Annotated in this window: 13 protein-coding genes; 5 read left to right on the top strand and 8 right to left on the bottom strand. The window is 65.6% G+C overall.

The genetic code is table 11. The annotated features are described in order from the left end of the window. Nucleotides 1–91 precede the first annotated feature (91 nt). From E1N52_RS11565 to rsmA, 4 genes are all read left to right on the top strand, one after another. Entirely contained in the window at nucleotides 92–2,476 is a 2,385-nt protein-coding gene (locus E1N52_RS11565) for an LPS-assembly protein LptD (RefSeq protein WP_133182894.1), read from the top strand. A 103-nt stretch (nucleotides 2,477–2,579) separates the two neighbouring features. Further along, nucleotides 2,580–3,938 (top strand): peptidylprolyl isomerase, encoded by a 1,359-nt coding sequence (locus E1N52_RS11560; RefSeq protein WP_484217451.1) that lies wholly within the window; start codon nucleotides 2,580–2,582, stop codon nucleotides 3,936–3,938. Between the two features lie 21 nt (nucleotides 3,939–3,959). Then, complete coding sequence (gene pdxA / locus E1N52_RS11555; RefSeq protein ID WP_133182891.1) at nucleotides 3,960–4,982, top strand: 4-hydroxythreonine-4-phosphate dehydrogenase PdxA; 1,023 nt, start codon at nucleotides 3,960–3,962, stop codon at nucleotides 4,980–4,982. A gap of 15 nt (nucleotides 4,983–4,997) precedes the next feature. Then, nucleotides 4,998–5,825 carry a 16S rRNA (adenine(1518)-N(6)/adenine(1519)-N(6))-dimethyltransferase RsmA gene (gene rsmA / locus E1N52_RS11550; protein ID WP_133182889.1) on the top strand — a complete coding sequence of 276 codons (828 nt, stop codon included), beginning with the start codon at nucleotides 4,998–5,000 and terminating at the stop codon, nucleotides 5,823–5,825. A 42-nt stretch (nucleotides 5,826–5,867) separates the two neighbouring features. On the opposite strand, the gene panE is transcribed toward rsmA, so the two are convergent. Next, nucleotides 5,868–6,818 (bottom strand): 2-dehydropantoate 2-reductase, encoded by a 951-nt coding sequence (gene panE, locus E1N52_RS11545; protein WP_133182888.1) that lies wholly within the window; start codon nucleotides 6,816–6,818, stop codon nucleotides 5,868–5,870. Nucleotides 6,819–7,006: 188 nt separating this feature from the next. On the opposite strand from panE, the gene gloA reads away from it, so the two are divergent. Continuing rightward, the gene (gloA, locus tag E1N52_RS11540) at nucleotides 7,007–7,393 is read left to right on the top strand and encodes a lactoylglutathione lyase (RefSeq protein ID WP_133182886.1); all 387 of its coding nucleotides are present in this window, start codon (nucleotides 7,007–7,009) and stop codon (nucleotides 7,391–7,393) included. 108 nt (nucleotides 7,394–7,501) lie between these two features. Here gloA and E1N52_RS11535 read toward each other — a convergent pair whose 3' ends face one another. The 7 genes from E1N52_RS11535 to E1N52_RS11505 form a co-directional block, all read right to left on the bottom strand. Next, nucleotides 7,502–8,401 carry a M48 family metallopeptidase gene (locus E1N52_RS11535; RefSeq protein ID WP_133183015.1) on the bottom strand — a complete coding sequence of 300 codons (900 nt, stop codon included), beginning with the start codon at nucleotides 8,399–8,401 and terminating at the stop codon, nucleotides 7,502–7,504. A 145-nt stretch (nucleotides 8,402–8,546) separates the two neighbouring features. Beyond that, on the bottom strand, nucleotides 8,547–9,308 hold the full coding sequence (locus E1N52_RS11530) for a lysophospholipid acyltransferase family protein (protein ID WP_133182884.1): 762 nt from the start codon (nucleotides 9,306–9,308) through the stop codon (nucleotides 8,547–8,549). Nucleotides 9,309–9,349: 41 nt separating this feature from the next. Continuing rightward, nucleotides 9,350–9,913, bottom strand: a complete 564-nt coding sequence (gmhB, locus tag E1N52_RS11525) for a D-glycero-beta-D-manno-heptose 1,7-bisphosphate 7-phosphatase (protein ID WP_133182883.1) — start codon at nucleotides 9,911–9,913, stop codon at nucleotides 9,350–9,352. A 30-nt stretch (nucleotides 9,914–9,943) separates the two neighbouring features. Then, nucleotides 9,944–12,043, bottom strand: a complete 2,100-nt coding sequence (glyS, locus tag E1N52_RS11520; RefSeq protein WP_133182881.1) for a glycine--tRNA ligase subunit beta — start codon at nucleotides 12,041–12,043, stop codon at nucleotides 9,944–9,946. 16 nt (nucleotides 12,044–12,059) lie between these two features. After that, nucleotides 12,060–13,067 carry a glycine--tRNA ligase subunit alpha gene (gene glyQ, locus E1N52_RS11515; protein ID WP_133182879.1) on the bottom strand — a complete coding sequence of 336 codons (1,008 nt, stop codon included), beginning with the start codon at nucleotides 13,065–13,067 and terminating at the stop codon, nucleotides 12,060–12,062. Nucleotides 13,068–13,315: 248 nt separating this feature from the next. Then, nucleotides 13,316–15,007: an apolipoprotein N-acyltransferase gene (lnt, locus tag E1N52_RS11510; protein ID WP_133182877.1), complete on the bottom strand. Its 1,692-nt coding sequence runs from the start codon at nucleotides 15,005–15,007 to the stop codon at nucleotides 13,316–13,318. A gap of 197 nt (nucleotides 15,008–15,204) precedes the next feature. Beyond that, complete coding sequence (locus tag E1N52_RS11505; RefSeq protein WP_133182875.1) at nucleotides 15,205–16,098, bottom strand: CorC family transporter; 894 nt, start codon at nucleotides 16,096–16,098, stop codon at nucleotides 15,205–15,207. Nucleotides 16,099–16,304 lie beyond the last annotated feature (206 nt).

Genomic DNA, 16,304 nt, shown 5'->3' with positions numbered 1-16,304 from the left:
CCTCGATCCGGTTCATCGGGAGGCGGGTGTGCCCAGGCGGGCCACCATCATGGAGAGGGCTGGCGGCCGGGCCGATTCGCCAAAACCATACATGCCGCCCAGACAGTTTTTCCAGACGATCTCCCCTAGTGACGACGGCGTGCCGGGCAAGCGGCGGCTCATCGCGGCACTCCTGGCCGTACCGGGTCTGGTGCCCGCGCTCGCGCACGCCCAGCTCTCGGGCGCGGCCGCGCAGCCCGAGCAGCTGGACGGCCCGTGGAGCCTGCGGCTCGCGCCGCAACTCGAAGATCACCCCAATGCGTCGGGCCAGCACCCGGCAACGTTCGTGCTCGGCGATTCGACGACCGGCACGGTGGACACCGACCTCGCCGTGAAAGGCGCCGCGGAGCTGCGCCAGGGTTCGAACGTGGTGAAGGGCGACGCCCTGCACTACGACCAGGACACCGACATGGCCAATGCCTACGGCAATGTCACGGTCGTGCAGAACGGCACGACGTTCTCGGGGCCCGAGGCGCATTTGAAGGTCGAGGCGAACGAGGGCTTCATGCCCGCGCCGAAGTACCATTTCACGCTCACGGGCGGCTCGGGCAGCGCCGCGCGCGCCGACCTGCTGGACAGCGAGCGCTCGGTGCTCACGACCGGCACCTACACCGCGTGCCACTGCTCGACCAATCCGGCCTGGTACATCAAGGGCAGCGAATTCGATTTCGACACCGGCAGCGACGAAGGCGTGGCGCACAACGCCGTGCTGTTCTTCCAGGACGTGCCGATCTTCGCGAGCCCGTGGCTGTCGTTTCCGCTTTCGGGTGACCGTCGCAGCGGCCTGTTGCCGCCGACGTTCTCGGTCAGCTCGACGAACGGCTACGAAATCTCGCTGCCGTATTACTTCAACATCGCGCCGAACCGCGACTTCACGTTCACGCCCGAGATCATCTCGAAGCGGGGCGTGTTCCTGCAGGGCAACTACCGGTATCTCTCGACGAATTACTCGGGATCGATCACCGGAACGTTCCTGCCGGACGACGCGATCACGAAGACGAACCGCTACGCGCTGTTCATCCAGCACAACCAGAACTTCGGCAACGGGTTCGGCGGTTACGTCTACTACAACAAGGTCTCGGACAACACCTATCCGTCGGACCTGTCGTCGCCGGCCAACCAGTTCCTGAACGGCACGCAGACGCTGTACCAGCAGGAAGCCGGCCTCACGTACAACAACGGGCCGTGGTCCGTGCTGGGCCGCTACCAGCATTGGCAGACGGTCGAGTCGTCGACGCCGCCGTATGGCCGCGAGCCGCAGTTGAATGTGAAGTACGCGAAGTACAACGTCGGCGGCTTCGACTACGGCATGGAAGCCGACTACTCGCGCTTCCGCATCACGGAAGACAATGCGACCGAAGGCGACCGCGTCGTCTTCAACCCGTACGTGTCCTACTCCCTGATGGGGCCGGGTTACTTCGTCACGCCGAAGGTGCAGTGGCACTTCGCGTCGTACAACCTGAGCAACATCGGCCCGGCGGGCACGACCTTCGGCTCGCCTGTGGGCACGCCGAAGAGCTTCACCGAATCGATCCCGACCTTCAGCTTCGACACGGGCCTCGTGTTCGACCGCTCGGTGCATCTGTTCGGTCAGGATTACATCCAGACGCTGGAACCGCGCCTGTACTACGTGTACACGCCGTACCGCAACCAGCAGTTCGCGCCCCTTTTCGATACCGCCGAGTCGGACTTCGGCCTCGCGGAAATCTTCACGCCGAACACCTTCGTCGGCAACGACCGCATTGCCGACGCGAACCGCCTGACGGCCGCGCTCACCACGCGCTTCATCGACCCGGCTTCGGGCGACGAGCGCGCGCGCTTCGTGATCGCGCAGCAGTACTACTTCCAGGATCAACGCGTCACGCTCAACTCGGGCGAAAGCACGAGTCAGGCGACGCATTCGGACCTGATCGCGGGCGCTGCACTGAAAATCGGGGCCGGTTTCGCTTCGGAAACGGCGTTCCAATATAATGCCGACAGCAACCAGCTCACGAAGGCGAGCATCGGTTTCGGGTACAGCCCGGGAACGAGCCGCGTGCTGAACGTGGCCTACCGCTACACGCGCGCGAACACCACGCTCGACTTCCAGCCGATCAATCAGGTCCTGATCTCGGCTCAATGGCCGTTCTCGCACCGGGTGTACGCCGTGGGCCGCTTCAACTACGATCTGAACGGCCATCGGATCGTCGACGGCCTGGTCGGCATGCAGTACGACGCCGACTGCTGGGTGCTCGGGGTCGGCCTGCAGCGTTACGCGAACGGGCTCAATACGTCGGGCACGCCGAATTCGTCAACGCGGTTTCTCGCGCAGCTTACGCTCAAGGGACTGTCGAACGTCGACAACGGGCTGGTGGCGGCGTTCCGCACGGCAGTGCCGGGGTACACGCAGCTGCCGGGTCAGGCGCCGCCGGACTCGCGCTTCACTGATTATCAATAACGCGTGATCCGGAGCGCATTGCTTGCGCCTCGGGGCAACGCGGTGTCGGATGCATAGAGACGGGCGAAGCGTGCCCGCCAACATTGGAGTATCTGTGGGAATCATGAAAAAGCTTCGCCTGGCAGCGTACGCTGCGAGTCTCTTCGCCGTCGCAGGCGTGTTGCCGGCCGCGCCGGCGCAAGCTCAAGGTCTCCCGGCCGGCAACGGCCAGACGGTCGACACGATCGCCGCAGTCGTCAATGACGGCGTGATCACGCAGCGCGAGCTCGACAGCCGCGCCGAAATGATTGCTCACCGGCTGCAGCAGCAAAACGCGCCGGTTCCGCCCGATGAGCAGTTGCGCGCGCAGGTGCTCAACCAGATGGTGCTCGAGCGCATTCAGCTCCAGAAGGCCAAGGAAGACGGCATCACCGTAGACGACGCCGCCGTGCAGCGCACGCTCGAGCGCCTCGCCCAGGCCAACGGCATGGATCTCGCGACCTATCGCGCGCGCATCGAGGCGGCCGGGGTGCCCTGGACCACGTTCACGCGCGACGCGCGCACCGAACTCACGCTCTCGAAGCTGCGCGAGAAGGAAGTGGACAGCAAGGTCACGGTGACGGACGCCGAAGTCGCGAACTACATCGCGAGCCAGCGCGGACCGAACGCGGGCCAGTCGAACGACCTGCACTTCCAGCACATCTTCATCAAGGCGCCGCTGAACGCCTCGGAAACCGACATCGAAGCCGCGCAGGCGAAGGCCAATGCGCTGCTCAAGGAAGCTCAGTCGGGCAGCAAGTTCGAAAGCCTCGCGAAGTCGAACTCGCAGGCGAGCGACGCGGGCAAGGGCGGCGACATGGGCTTCCAGCCGCAGTCGAAGCTGCCGCCTGAATTCGTGACTGCCGCTTCCACGATGCGTCCGGGCGAGGTGAACCCCTCGGTGATCCGCACCAACGACGGCTTCGAGATCGTGCGCCTCGTCGAGCGCCGCCAGGGCCAGGGCACGGCCGCCGACGCGCCCAAGCTCGTGCAAACGCACGTGCGCCACATCCTGCTGCGCGTGGGCGACGGCATGTCCGAGCCCCAGGCGCGCCAGAAGCTGCTCGAAATCCGCCAGGAAATCGCGGCGGGCGGCGACTTCGCCAAGTTCGCGCGCACCTATTCGCAAGACGGCTCGGCCTCGCAGGGCGGCGACCTCGGCTGGATCAGCCCGGGTGAAACCGTGCCCGAGTTCGAGCGCGCCATGAATACGCTGCAGGACAACCAGTTGAGCGAGCCGGTACGCACCGAGTACGGCTATCACCTGATCCAGGTGCTGGGCCGCCGCGACGCCGAAGGCTCGATCGCGCAGCAAATGGAACTCGCGCGCCAGGCCATCGGCCAGCGCAAGGCGGAGCAGGCCTACGCCGACTGGCTGCGTCAACTGCGCGACAGCGCCTACGTCGATTACAAGATCGCGGGCATGACGCCGCCGCACAACTAAGAGTCACCAAGGGATCGAGCCATGAACGCCTCCGCATCGTCGTCGCCGGCTCCGCGGAGGGCGGGGCCGATCCGCATTGCCATCACCACGGGTGAGCCGGCCGGCGTCGGCCCCGAGCTGACTGCCGCCGCGCTGGCGGGCGCCTCGGCGCACTGGCCCGACGCGCAGTTCGTCGTCCTCGGCGACAGCGCGCTGCTCGAAGCGCGCGCGCAGGCCGCGAAAGTCGACTGGGCCGCCGTGCTGGCGAACCAGCCCGTGCAGGTCGAGCATGTGGCGCTGGCTGCGCCCGCCAAGCCCGGCAAGCTCGACGCCGCAAACGGCCGCTACGTGCTGGCGCTGCTCGACCGCGCCATCGACGGCGCACTGGCAGGCGAATTCGACGCCATCGTCACCGCGCCGCTGCAAAAGAGCACGATCAACGACGCCGGCGTGCCCTTCACCGGCCACACCGAATACCTCGCCGAACGCACGCACACGCCGCGCGTGGTCATGATGCTGGCGGGCACCGGCGCGCGCCCGCTGCGCGTGGCGCTCGCCACGACGCATTTGCCGCTCAAGGACGTGTCGGCGGCGCTCACGGTCGAGGGGCTCGTCGAAACCCTGAGCATCATCGACCATGACCTGCGGCATCATTTCGGCGTGCCGCTGCCGCGCATCCTCGTGACCGGCCTCAACCCGCATGCGGGCGAGAACGGCTACCTGGGGCGCGAGGAAATCGACACGATTTCGCCGGCACTGGCTGCCGCCGCCGCGCAGGGCATCGACGCGCGCGGCCCGTACCCCGCCGATACGCTGTTCCAGCCGCGCTACCTCAAGGACGCGGACTGCGTGCTGGCGATGTTCCACGACCAGGGCCTGCCGGTCCTGAAATACGCGACGTTCGGCGAAGGCATCAACGTCACGCTCGGCTTGCCGATCGTGCGCACCTCGGTCGATCATGGCACCGCGCTCGACCTCGCCGGCACTGGCCGCGCGGACGCGGGCAGCCTGATCGCCGCCCTCGACACCGCCGTTTCGATGGCGCGCCACCGGCGCGCCATCTGATTGATTCCAGAGAAGATGTCCAATAGCAGCAGACAGCACCAGGGCCACTTCGCGCGCAAGCGCTTCGGCCAGAACTTCCTCGTCGACACGGGCGTGATCGATTCGATCGTCGACGTCATCCGCCCGCAGCGCGGCGAGCGCATGGTCGAGATCGGGCCGGGTCTCGGCGCGCTCACCGAGCCGCTCATCGAGCGGCTCGCCACGCCCGAATCGCCGCTGCACGCGGTCGAGCTGGACCGCGACCTGATCGCGCGCCTCACGAAGAAGTTCGGCCCGCTGCTCCAACTCCACGCGGGCGACGCGCTCGCGTTCGACTTCGGCTCGCTCGCGGCGCCGGGCGAGAAGCCTTCGCTGCGCATCGTCGGCAACCTGCCGTACAACATTTCGAGCCCGCTGCTGTTCCACCTCACCACGTTCGCCGAGCGCGTGATCGACCAGCACTTCATGTTGCAGAACGAAGTGGTCGAGCGCATGGTGGCGGAGCCGGGCAGCAAGGCGTTCGGCCGTCTCACGGTGATGCTCCAGTACCGCTACGTGATCGACAAGCTGATCGACGTGCCGCCCGAATCGTTCCAGCCGCCGCCGAAGGTGGATTCGGCGATCGTGCGCATGATCCCCTACGCGCCGCACGAACTGCCGAAGGTCAATGACGCCGTGCTCGGCGAACTCGTGACGGCGGCGTTCTCGCAACGCCGCAAGATGCTGCGCAACACGCTCAGTGATTACCGCGAGCGCCTCGACTTCGACGCGCTGGGCTTCGATCTGGCACGCCGCGCCGAGGAAGTGCCCGTCGAAGAGTATGTGAGTCTCGCGCAGGCGCTGGAAGGGGCCGGCGGCGCGTGATGTGCGCGTGGCGCGCCGCCCGGCCGGTGCGCTAGCCGTTGCTCAGGCAGCCTCGGCGCGCTGCGCCTCGTAGGCCTTGAGCTGGCTGTAGACGACGCGCAGCACCGAAAGCTCATTCGACGCGTGCTGCGCCGCGCCGCCGCGCTGGATCAGGTCGCCGAGCACATGATCGGCTTCGATGCGCGAACCGTTCTGCACGTCGCGCAACATCGAGGCGGTGAGCGCCGATCCCTTGGCGAACAGCATCGCGCGCGAACGCTCGAGGAAGCTGTCGCGCACGGCGTGGCCGTGTGCGGCTGCGATTGCGCGGCATTCGGCGAAGAGGCGCTCGATCATCCCGGCGCCGTCGGGCGTAGCGAGAATCACGCCAATCGGCGCACGGAAAAGACACGTGCTGCCCGCAAGCGACGCGAGGAACACCCACTTCTCCCACATCTCCTGAAGGATCTGATCGCTCGCCTTCACGTGAAAGCCGGCATTGCCGAACTGATCCGCTACGGCTTGCACGCGCGCCGAGACGCCGCCGCCGAGTTCGCCGAACGTGATGGCCTGCACGTCGTTCAGATGCACGATCTCGCGCTTGTCGTTGAGGGTGGACGCGATCAGGCAGACACCGCCCAGCACCGCCTGCGTACCGAAGCGCGCCTGCAGGACTTCGAGATGATGCATGCCGTTGAGGAGCGGCAGGATCAACGTGTTGGGACCGACGGCTGCGGCGAACGAATCGATGGCATTGTCGAGGTCGTAGGCCTTGCAGCTCAGCAGGACGAGATCGTACGGCTGGCCGCCTTGCGACTCGAGCGCTTCGCGCGTGACGGTCTTGACGTCGCGCAGCGTGAGATCGCCCACCGGACTGCGGATGACGAGGCCCGCTTCGCGCAGTTGCGCGGCACGCGCCTCGCGTACCAGAAACGTTACGTCACGCCCCGCAGCGGCAAGCCGGCCGCCGAAATAGCCGCCCGTCGCACCCGCACCGACTACCAGAATTCGCATGTCTACTCCTCGTCTCTCACGTTGATTGCTTGCTTACGTGCTTTGCTTACGCTTAGCTGGCGAAATTGCCGTAGCAATTTCGGGATGGCGTTCATGCTAGAGCAAATCGGCACATCTTGCCGACGTCGGCAGGGCTGGCCCGTTTTTGGTACAGTCCGTTTTTTGACGACGGCAAAACGGAGTACACCATGCGCCTGCTGCACACGATGATTCGGGTCGGCGACCTCGATCGCTCGATCAAGTTCTATACCGAACTGCTCGGCATGAAACTGCTGCGCCGCGAAGACTACTCGGATGGCAAGTTCACGCTGGCCTTCGTCGGGTACACGGACGAGCGCGACGGCACCGTGATCGAACTCACGCATAACTGGGATACGGCTTCGTACGATCTTGGGACTGGCTTCGGCCATCTGGCGGTCGAGGTGGAGGATGCCTACGCCGCCTGCGCGAAGATCAAGGAGCAGGGCGGGACAGTGGTGCGCGAAGCCGGCCCGATGAAGCATGGGAGCACGGTAATCGCGTTCGTGACCGATCCGGATGGGTACAAGATCGAGTTCATTCAGCGGAAGAAGTAAGGACGTTGGTAGTGCAGGCTGGCAATCCAGCCTGTTTCTTCGGTGAATTGCTTCGAACTGCGAATGAATTGAAATTCAGCTGGAATTCGCGAACTCGTAATGGGGATATCACATCCCCGGCACCATCTCCGGCGGATGCTGCTTGAGCTGCTTCCTCGCCTCGCGGAACTCCGGAAAAATCGACTCCACCGTTTGCCAGAACCTCGGGCTGTGATTCATCTCGCGCAAATGCGCGAGCTCATGCGCCACCACATAGTCCACGACGGAGAGCGGAAAGTGAATCAACCGCCAGTTCAAGCGAATTCTCCCTTCGCTTGAACAACTGCCCCATCGCGTCGCTGCCGAAGAAAGCGCGTAAGACCGAAACGAGACGCCAAGCTTCTCGGCATACACGTCGAGCCGCTCACCGAATATCCGCGTCGCTTCACCCTGAAGCCACCCAGTCACGCGGTCCTTGATCTGCTGCGCGTCGGCATGCGGCGGCAGGGGCAACGCAAGCACGCGCGTCTCCTGATCGAACGCGAGCAAAGAAGCCCCCAGCTTCACCGTAATCGGCTTGCCAAGAAACGGCAGCTCAGCCCCATCGCTCCAATCCACGCGCGGCAGGGCACGCTGCTCCGTGCGCGTTTGCCATTCGGCGAGCTTGGCGAAGATCCATCGCTGCTTCTCGGCGATAGCAGTCTCGATATCGGCGATCGTGACCCACCGGGGCGCCGTGATGCTGAGCCCGGTGCCGTCGATCACGAACCCGATCGATTTGCGCGACGAGCGCTTGAGCCGGTAATGCAGCGTACGCGCGCCAAGCGCGACAGTACGCAGCCGCGTGCCATCCGGCGCAAGCGGTGCCTTGCCGGGCTTGTCGGGCGATGGCGGAGTGGCAGGCAGCGGTGTGAGAGAGGGAGAGGACGCATCGGGCGCCACGACAGGCGCCGGTTCAGCAAAGAGCGGCAAGTCGAGTTGCCGGTTGTCGAGTGCCGCGTTTGGGCGCGGCGTGGGGGACTTCTGCATCGTCAGGCCTGGTGCGGGTGGGCGTGCGCGGCGTTTGCGCGGGGCTTCTGGCGCAGTGTTGCGCGGCGCGCCCAGCCGTGCGGCGAGCAGCGCCCACATCCGCGCCACTACGCTTCGCGCGATGCGAGCGAGCACGCTCTGCGCCTCAAATCCGTGCCGCTTTCGCCGCTGCGCCATCCGTTTCGCGATACGCCTCAGGATCGATCCGCCGCATTTCCGTTTCGATCCACGTTTCCACGCGCGTGTTCACTTCGTCGGGCGTGAGTCCGGTCGTCTCGATCGGCTTGCCGATCGACACCGTGACTATACCCGGATATTTGATGAACGAGTTTCGGGGCCAGACGTGGCCCGCGTTGTGCGCGATCGGCACCACGGGCGCCCCCGTTTCGATGGCGAAGCGCGGGCCGCCGGTCTTGTACTTGCCCTGCTTGCCAACCGGAATGCGCGTGCCTTCGGGGAACATGATCACCCATGCGCCTTCGGCCATGCGCTGCTTGCCCTGGCGTATCACCGAAGTGAATGCGTTCTTGCCTTCCTTGCGGTTGATGTGAACCATCTTCAGCATGCCCAGCGCCCAGCCGAAGAACGGCACGAACAGCAGCTCGCGCTTGAACACATAGCACATTGGCCGCGGCATGAGCGCGGGGAACGCCAGCGTCTCCCATGCGGACTGGTGCTTCGAAAGCAGCACTGCCGGCCCGTCGGGCAGGTTCTCCATACCCTCGATGCGGTAGCGAATGCCATTGAGGTGGCGCGCAACGAAGAGCGTGGAGCGGCACCAGCCCACGGCCATCCAGTAGCGCCGCGTCGCGTTCATGAACGGGAACGCGATAAAGCACGCCGTGGCGTACGGCATCGTGTAGACGATGAAATAGATGAACAGCAGCAGGGAGCGGAGAAAGCGCATCGGTCGAGCCGGTTTAATGTTCGCGTAAGCCGCCTGCGCCTTTACGCAGTGACGTTCGCGAGAAAGTCGAGCGCGAAAGCGCGCAGGTCGTCGTGGATCAGCGTGCCTTCGGGCAGGCCGCCGGCGGCGAGCGTCTTCTCGCCCTTGCCCGAACGCACGAGGTGCGTGCGAAAGCCGAGCACCGCGCCAGCCTGGAGGTCGCGCAGCGAGTCGCCCACCACCGGCGTATCGGCCGGTTCGATCTCGAAGCGTTCCGCGATCATCTTGAGCATGCCCGGCTGCGGCTTGCGGCACTCGCAGTGGTCCTGCGCCGTGTGCGGGCAGAAGAACACGGCGTCGATGCGGCCGCCCACGGCTGCCGCCTGGCGGTGCATCTTCGCGTGCATGGCATTGAGCGCGGCCATGTCGAACAGTCCGCGCCCGATGCCCGACTGGTTCGACGCCACCGCGACGCGATAGCCCGCCTGGTTCAGGCGTGCGATCGCTTCGAGGCTGCCGGGTATCGCGACCCATTCGTCCGGCGACTTGATGAACGCGTCGGAGTCGACGTTGATCACGCCGTCGCGGTCGAGGATCACGAGTTTTCTGGTGGTGCTGGTCGGCATGGCGTTTCGCTCAGTTCCGCATGTGTCCGCTTATGCAGCGAGTCGCGAGATGTCCGCGACGCTGTTCATCTGGCGATGCAGCGCCTTGAGCAGCGCAAGGCGGTTCGCACGCAGCGCCGGGTCTTCGGCGTTGACCATCACGTCGTTGAAGAACGTGTCCACGGTTTCGCGCAGCGCGGCGAGCGCGGTGAGCGCGCCCGTGTACTCGCGTGCGGCGAGTTGCGTTTCCACGCGCGGCGCAACCTGTTCGAGCTGCGCGTAGAGCGCCTTCTCGGCGGATTCGACGAAGAGGGCGATCTGCACGCCGGCGTCTTCCGCACCCTCGGACTTCTTGAGGATGTTCGAGATGCGCTTGTTGGCCGCCGCGAGCGAGGCCGCTTCCGCGAGCGCTGCGAATTCGCGCACCGCATCCAGACGCGAAACGATGTCGTCGAAGCGCGTGGGGTTCAGTGCGAGTACCGCGTCCACTTCGGTGGCCGCGAAGCCGCGTTCGCGCAGCATGCCGCGCAGACGGTCCATGCAGAACTCGTAGATGGCCTGGGTCGACTCCGTCACGGCCTCGATGCCGGCAAATTGCGCGTTGGTGGCGCGCAGCAGCTCGACGAGGTCGAGCGGCAGCTGCTTCTCGACGAGAATACGCAGCACGCCCAGCGCGTGACGGCGCAGCGCGAACGGATCCTTTTCGCCCGTGGGCGCAAGGCCGATGCCCCAGATGCCGACGAGCGTTTCCAGCTTGTCCGCGAGCGCGACGATCGTGCCCGTCGTGGTGGCGGGCAGGGTGTCGCCGGAGAAGCGCGGCTGGTAGTGCTCGGAGCACGCAATCGCCACTTCTTCGGGCTCGCCGTCGTGGCGCGCGTAATAGGTGCCCATCGTGCCTTGCAGCTCGGGGAACTCGCCTACCATGTCGGTCAACAGGTCGGCCTTCGCGAGGCGCGCGCCGCGTTCCGCGAGCGCGATATCGGCGCTGCACATCAGGGCGATCCGACCGGCGAGCGCTTCGAGGCGCTCCACGCGTTGCAGCTGCGAGCCGAGCTTGTTGTGATACACCACGTTCGCGAGCAGCGGCACACGGTCGGCCAGCGGCTTCTTCTTGTCCTGCTCGAAGAAGAACTTCGCGTCGGCCAGACGCGGGCGCACCACGCGCTCGTTGCCCTCGACGATCTCGTCGGGCGTTTGCGTCGCGATGTTCGAGACGATCAGGAAGCGCGAGCGCAGCCGGCCCTGATCATCGGTGAGCGCGAAGTACTTCTGGTTCGTCTGCATCGTGAGGATCAGGCATTCCTGCGGCACTTGCAGGAATTCGTCCTCGAACTTGCACGCGTACACGACCGGCCATTCGACGAGCGAATTCACTTCGTCGAGCAGCGACTCGGGCATGACGACCTTGTCGCTGCCGGCCTGCTCGATGAGTTGCGCGCGGATCGACTCGCGGCGATCGGCGTAGCTCGCGATCACGAAGCCCTTGTGCTGGAGCGTGTGCGCGTACTCGTCGGCGTGCTGGATGGCGATCAGGCCTTCGGAGAGGAAGCGGTGGCCGCGCGTGGTGTCGTCTGCGTCGACGCCGAATGCCGTGACCGGCACGATCTGGTCACCGTGCAGCACCGTGAGGCGATGCACCGGACGCACGAACTGGACGTTGCTGCCGTCCGGGCGCTGGTAGGTCATGACCTTCGGGATCGGCAGCTTGCCGAGCGCTTCGTCGAGCACGGCTTGCAGGCCGTCGGCGAGCGTGGCGCCCGGCGCCGAGTAGCGCAGGAAGAACGCTTCGTTCTTGCCGTCGCTCGCGCGCTCGAGGTCGCTCACGGGGAAATCAGGGAAGCCAAGTGCCGCGAGCTTCTTCGCGAGCGGCGCGGTGGGCTGGCCGTTGGCGTCGAGCGCGACCGAAACGGGCAGCACTTTTTCGCGCACCTGCTTTTCGGGCGCGACGCTGCGCACGTTCTTGATGGTGACGGCGAGGCGGCGCGGCGTCGCGTAACGTTCGAACGAGAGATCGCCTTCGATCAGGTCGCGCGCGGCGAGGCGTTGCGCAATGCCTTCGGCGAACGCGTCGCCCAGGCGCGCGAGGGCCTTCGGCGGCAGTTCCTCGGTCAGCAGTTCGACGAGGAGAGTGGCGTGATGAGCTTGCGTCATTGTTCTTGAGATCCGGTCATGCCTCGTCGAACTTGCGTTCGACCTTCAGCGGCGGCGCCCAGGCGGGCATCGCGGCGTCCTGTTCGTCGGTGGTGAGGCCAGGCACGCCGTGCACGGGGTTGCCGAGCATCGGGAAGCCGAGCTTCTCACGCGACTCGTAGTACGACTGCGCCACGCTGCGCGAAAGCGCGCGAATGCGGCCGATGTACGCTGCGCGCTCCGTCACGGAGATTGCGCCGCGCGCGTCGAGCAGGTTGAACGTGTGGCCGGCCTTGAGCACGAGTTCGTACGCGGGCAGCGCGAGCTGCAGATCGATCATGCGCTTCGCTTCGCTTTCGTACGCATTGAAGAACGTGAACAGCAGGTCGACGTTCGCGTGCTCGAAGTTGTAGGTCGATTGCTCGACTTCGTTCTGGTGGTAGACGTCGCCATACGTGAGGCGGCGCATTTCCGGGCCGTTCGGGCCTTGCTCTTCCCACTCGGTCCAGACGAGGTCGTAGACGTTCTCGACCTTCTGCAGATACATCGCGAGACGCTCGAGACCGTAAGTGATCTCGCCGAGCACCGGCTTGCAGTCGATGCCGCCCACCTGCTGGAAGTAGGTGAACTGCGTGACTTCCATGCCGTTGAGCCACACTTCCCAGCCGAGGCCCCAGGCGCCGAGCGTCGGGTTCTCCCAGTCGTCTTCGACGAAGCGGACGTCGTTCTGCTTCAGGTCGAAGCCGAGCGCCTCAAGCGAGCCGAGGTACAGGTCGAGAATGTTCTCCGGCGCGGGCTTGAGCACCACCTGGTACTGGTAGTAGTGCTGCAGACGGTTCGGGTTCTCGCCGTAGCGGCCGTCCTTCGGGCGGCGCGAGGGCTGCACATAGGCCGCGCGCCATGGCTCGGGGCCGATTGCGCGCAGGAAGGTGTGGACGTGCGAGGTGCCGGCGCCGACTTCCATGTCGATCGGCTGGAGCAGTGCGCAGCCCTGCTTGTCCCAGTAAGACTGGAGCGTCAGGATGATTTGCTGAAACGTGAGCATGTGTGCCTGCAGTGTCTTTCGGGCTTTCGGGGGCGGAATGCGGCGGCCCGCCAGGCGAGCGCGCCGGCGGGGCAGCGATGTTCCGCTTTGCCCCATTCCCCTTGCGTGGCCCGGGCCGGAGGCGGCCAGGTGCTAAAACGTTGAATTTTACCGGATTGCCGGAGCCTTGAGACCTGGACGGGGTTCGGGCGGCCGGCAGCGGTGTGGTTGTGTCGTCAGCGCGAGGTTTCGTGTCCTTTGCGCGCGGCTTATTTTCCGTTCGCCGGCTTGCGTTCCTTCGCGCCCTTGAAAGCCGGTCCGAACGCAAAGCCGAGCGCCAGCAGCAGCAACGAAATGGCGATCACCGTGTTGTTGCCGCTCGTCACGTAGGGCGTGAAGCCGCTCGTGCCTTCCACTTTCACGTCGAGCGAGCCCACCGTGAACGTGGGCAGGCGAGCGATCACGCGGCCTTTCGCGTCGATGGCGGCGGTGGCGCCCGTATTGGTCGCGCGCAGCATCGGGCGGCCGGTTTCGAGCGAGCGCATGCGCGCGATCTGTAGGTGCTGGTCGAGCGCGATGGTGTCGCCGAACCACGCGAGGTTCGTCGAGTTGATGAGGATGCCCGGCGAGGTCGGGCTCTCGCGCACGGTGCGCGCGATCTCCTCGCCAAAGATGTCCTCGTAGCAGATGTTCACCGCCACGAACTCACCGTGCACGCGGAAGGGCGGCTGCACGGGCGCCCCGCGTGCGAAGTCGCCGAGCGGGATGTTCATGAGATTGACGAACCAGCGGAAGCCCCAGGGCACGAATTCGCCGAAGGGCACGAGGTGATGCTTGTCGTAGCGATAGAGGCCGTTCTGGCCCGGCGTGATGCCGAAGAGGCTGTTGGTGTAGTCGATCACGCGCCCATCGGACGTGATCGTGCCGCCCACTGCGCCGAACAGGATGGCCGTGTTGGTGCCGTCGGCGAAGGCGCGAACATCGCGGCCGAACTTCTGGGGAATTTCCTGCACGAGCACCGGCACCGCGGTTTCGGGCGTGACGACGAGATCGGCGGGCTTTTCGGTAATCAGCTTCTGGAACTCGTTGAGCGCGTCGATCGTGCCCTGCTCCGAGAACTTCATATCCTGCTTGACGTTGCCTTGCAGCAGCCGCACGTTGAGCGGCGTGCCGGAGGGTTGCGTCCACGAGACGAGCGAGAGCAGCAGGCCGGCGGCGATCACAGCGAGCGCGAGCAGCGCCGGCGTCGCCACTGCGCCGCGCCGGGGCGCCATGCCGCCTTGGCCTTTCACGTCGCTCGCGCGCAAAACCGCCTGCGCGATGAGCGCCGCGACGAGCGCGAGCACCCAGCCCACGCCATACACGCCCACGATCGGCGCAAAACCGGCGAGTGGACCGTCCACTTGCGCGTAGCCGCTCGAAAGCCAGGGAAAACCGGTGAACACATAGCCGCGCGCCCATTCGCCGAGCGCCCACGCGCTTGCGAACGCGAAGGCGCCGTGCCAGGTGGGCGAGAACGGCAACTCGCCGCTGCGGCCATTCTTCGCGTGTCCCGCGCAAAACGACCAGACGAGCGCGGCGAGCGCCGGATACAGGCCTAAGTAAAGCGAGAACAGCACGAGCGCGGCGCCCGCGAGCACCGCGGGCATGCCGCCGTAGAAGTGCATGCTCACGTAGAGCCACCACACGCCGCTCACGAAGTTGCCGAAGCCGAACGCCCAGCCCGTGAAGAGCGCGCTCTTCCAGCCGGTGGTGCGCGTGAGCCAGAAGTAGAACAGCGCAAAGATCGCAATGGCGAGCCAGCCGCCGTGCGGCGTGGGCGCGAACGACAGCGTGTTGAGCGCGCCCAGCGCGGCGGCGGCGAGATAGTGCCAGAAGGGCAGCGCGCGGCGCGCGGCGCCTTGGGTGGTTTCGCTCGCGCGCGTCTCGGTGCGCGTGCGGGTATCGATCGGTTCGGCCATGCGGTGCGGTGGAATGCGATAGAAAGCGCGCGGAAAAGCGCGAGCGCGGATTGCGCGACGAGCGCAACGATAGCACTTTCGTGCGACGGTACCGGGATGGTCTCCTGGGGACGGATCGGAGCGTGCGCGCGCTCGAAACAAAAACGCCAGCCCGGAGGCTGGCGTCATCTGCGCAGAGGAGGCGCGCTCGCGTTTCGTCAGGTGCCCGGCGGCTGCAGCGCGGCTTCGCGCTGTCCTGCCATCGGGTCGCGCCGCACCAGCAGCATGTGAACCTGGCGCGCGTCGGCGCGCAGCACCTCGAAGATCAGGTCGTCGATGCGCACCTTCTCTCCGCGATGCGGCACGTGCCCGAAGTGATTCGTGACGAAGCCGCCGATCGTATCCACTTCCTCATCGGAGTAATGGGTGCCGAACGCCTCGTTGAACTGTTCGATTTCGGTGAGCGCGCGCACGCGGAACCGCCCGTCGGGCGAGGCGATGATGTTGCCGCTTTCCTCGTCGAAGTCGTACTCGTCCTCGATGTCGCCCACGATCTGCTCCAGCACGTCCTCGATCGTGATGAGACCGGCCACGCCGCCATATTCGTCCACGACGATGGCGATGTGATTGCGGTTCTGGCGAAAGTCGTGCAGCAGCACGTTCAGGCGCTTGGACTCGGGGATGAACACGGCCGGGCGCAGCATGCCGCGCACATCGAATTCCTCTTCGGCGTAGTAGCGCAGCAGGTCTTTCGCGAGCAGCACGCCGATCACATTGTCGCGGTTGCCGTCGTACACGGGGTAGCGCGAGTGCGCTTTCTCGAGCACGAACGGAATGAATTCGTCAGGACTTTCGGCGATGTTGATCGCGTCCATCTGGGCGCGCGGGATCATGATGTCGCGCGCGCAAAGCTCGGACACCTGGAACACGCCTTCGATCATCGAAAGCGAATCGGCGTCGATCAGATTGCGCGCGTGCGCGTCCTGGAGGATTTCGAGAAGCTCGCTGCGAGAGTCGGGCTCGGGCGAGATGAAGTCGGTCAGCCGCTCGAGTAGGGAGCGCTTTTCCTGCGGTTTGTCGGTCTGGCGTCGACTGGGATAAGAGTCGTTCATGGTGGTGCGCCCTTTGCCGCTGGGGGCAGGGCGCGCTGTTGCGGAGGGTTAAGGATACAACATGCCTGTGGCGCGACCGTGTAATGCCCCACATTGGGCACACACCGGCAGATCCATCCTAACGCAGATGCGGCGTGGCCGCCCGGTGGACGAAAAAGCGGCGCGCCGTGACGCAGCCGCCGTCCGGTCAACCTGGGAAGTGCAAC

The sequence above is a fragment of the Paraburkholderia guartelaensis genome (assembly GCF_004353905.1).
Lineage (GTDB): Bacteria > Pseudomonadota > Gammaproteobacteria > Burkholderiales > Burkholderiaceae > Paraburkholderia > Paraburkholderia guartelaensis.
Note: the sequence above shows the minus strand (reverse complement) of the source record. Positions and strands in the feature narration are given on the sequence as shown.

What these genes read in the sequence shown, in the direction of transcription:
- E1N52_RS11565 (WP_133182894.1), top strand. Translation starts at nt 92, where the DNA reads ATGCCGCCCAGACAGTTTTTCCAGACGATCTCCCCTAGTGACGACGGC.
- E1N52_RS11560 (WP_484217451.1), top strand. Translation starts at nt 2,580, where the DNA reads ATGAAAAAGCTTCGCCTGGCAGCGTACGCTGCGAGTCTCTTCGCCGTC.
- pdxA (WP_133182891.1), top strand. Translation starts at nt 3,960, where the DNA reads ATGAACGCCTCCGCATCGTCGTCGCCGGCTCCGCGGAGGGCGGGGCCG.
- rsmA (WP_133182889.1), top strand. Translation starts at nt 4,998, where the DNA reads ATGTCCAATAGCAGCAGACAGCACCAGGGCCACTTCGCGCGCAAGCGC.
- panE (WP_133182888.1), bottom strand. Translation starts at nt 6,818, where the DNA reads ATGCGAATTCTGGTAGTCGGTGCGGGTGCGACGGGCGGCTATTTCGGC.
- gloA (WP_133182886.1), top strand. Translation starts at nt 7,007, where the DNA reads ATGCGCCTGCTGCACACGATGATTCGGGTCGGCGACCTCGATCGCTCG.
- E1N52_RS11535 (WP_133183015.1), bottom strand. Translation starts at nt 8,401, where the DNA reads ATGCAGAAGTCCCCCACGCCGCGCCCAAACGCGGCACTCGACAACCGG.
- E1N52_RS11530 (WP_133182884.1), bottom strand. Translation starts at nt 9,308, where the DNA reads ATGCGCTTTCTCCGCTCCCTGCTGCTGTTCATCTATTTCATCGTCTAC.
- gmhB (WP_133182883.1), bottom strand. Translation starts at nt 9,913, where the DNA reads ATGCCGACCAGCACCACCAGAAAACTCGTGATCCTCGACCGCGACGGC.
- glyS (WP_133182881.1), bottom strand. Translation starts at nt 12,043, where the DNA reads ATGACGCAAGCTCATCACGCCACTCTCCTCGTCGAACTGCTGACCGAG.
- glyQ (WP_133182879.1), bottom strand. Translation starts at nt 13,067, where the DNA reads ATGCTCACGTTTCAGCAAATCATCCTGACGCTCCAGTCTTACTGGGAC.
- lnt (WP_133182877.1), bottom strand. Translation starts at nt 15,007, where the DNA reads ATGGCCGAACCGATCGATACCCGCACGCGCACCGAGACGCGCGCGAGC.
- E1N52_RS11505 (WP_133182875.1), bottom strand. Translation starts at nt 16,098, where the DNA reads ATGAACGACTCTTATCCCAGTCGACGCCAGACCGACAAACCGCAGGAA.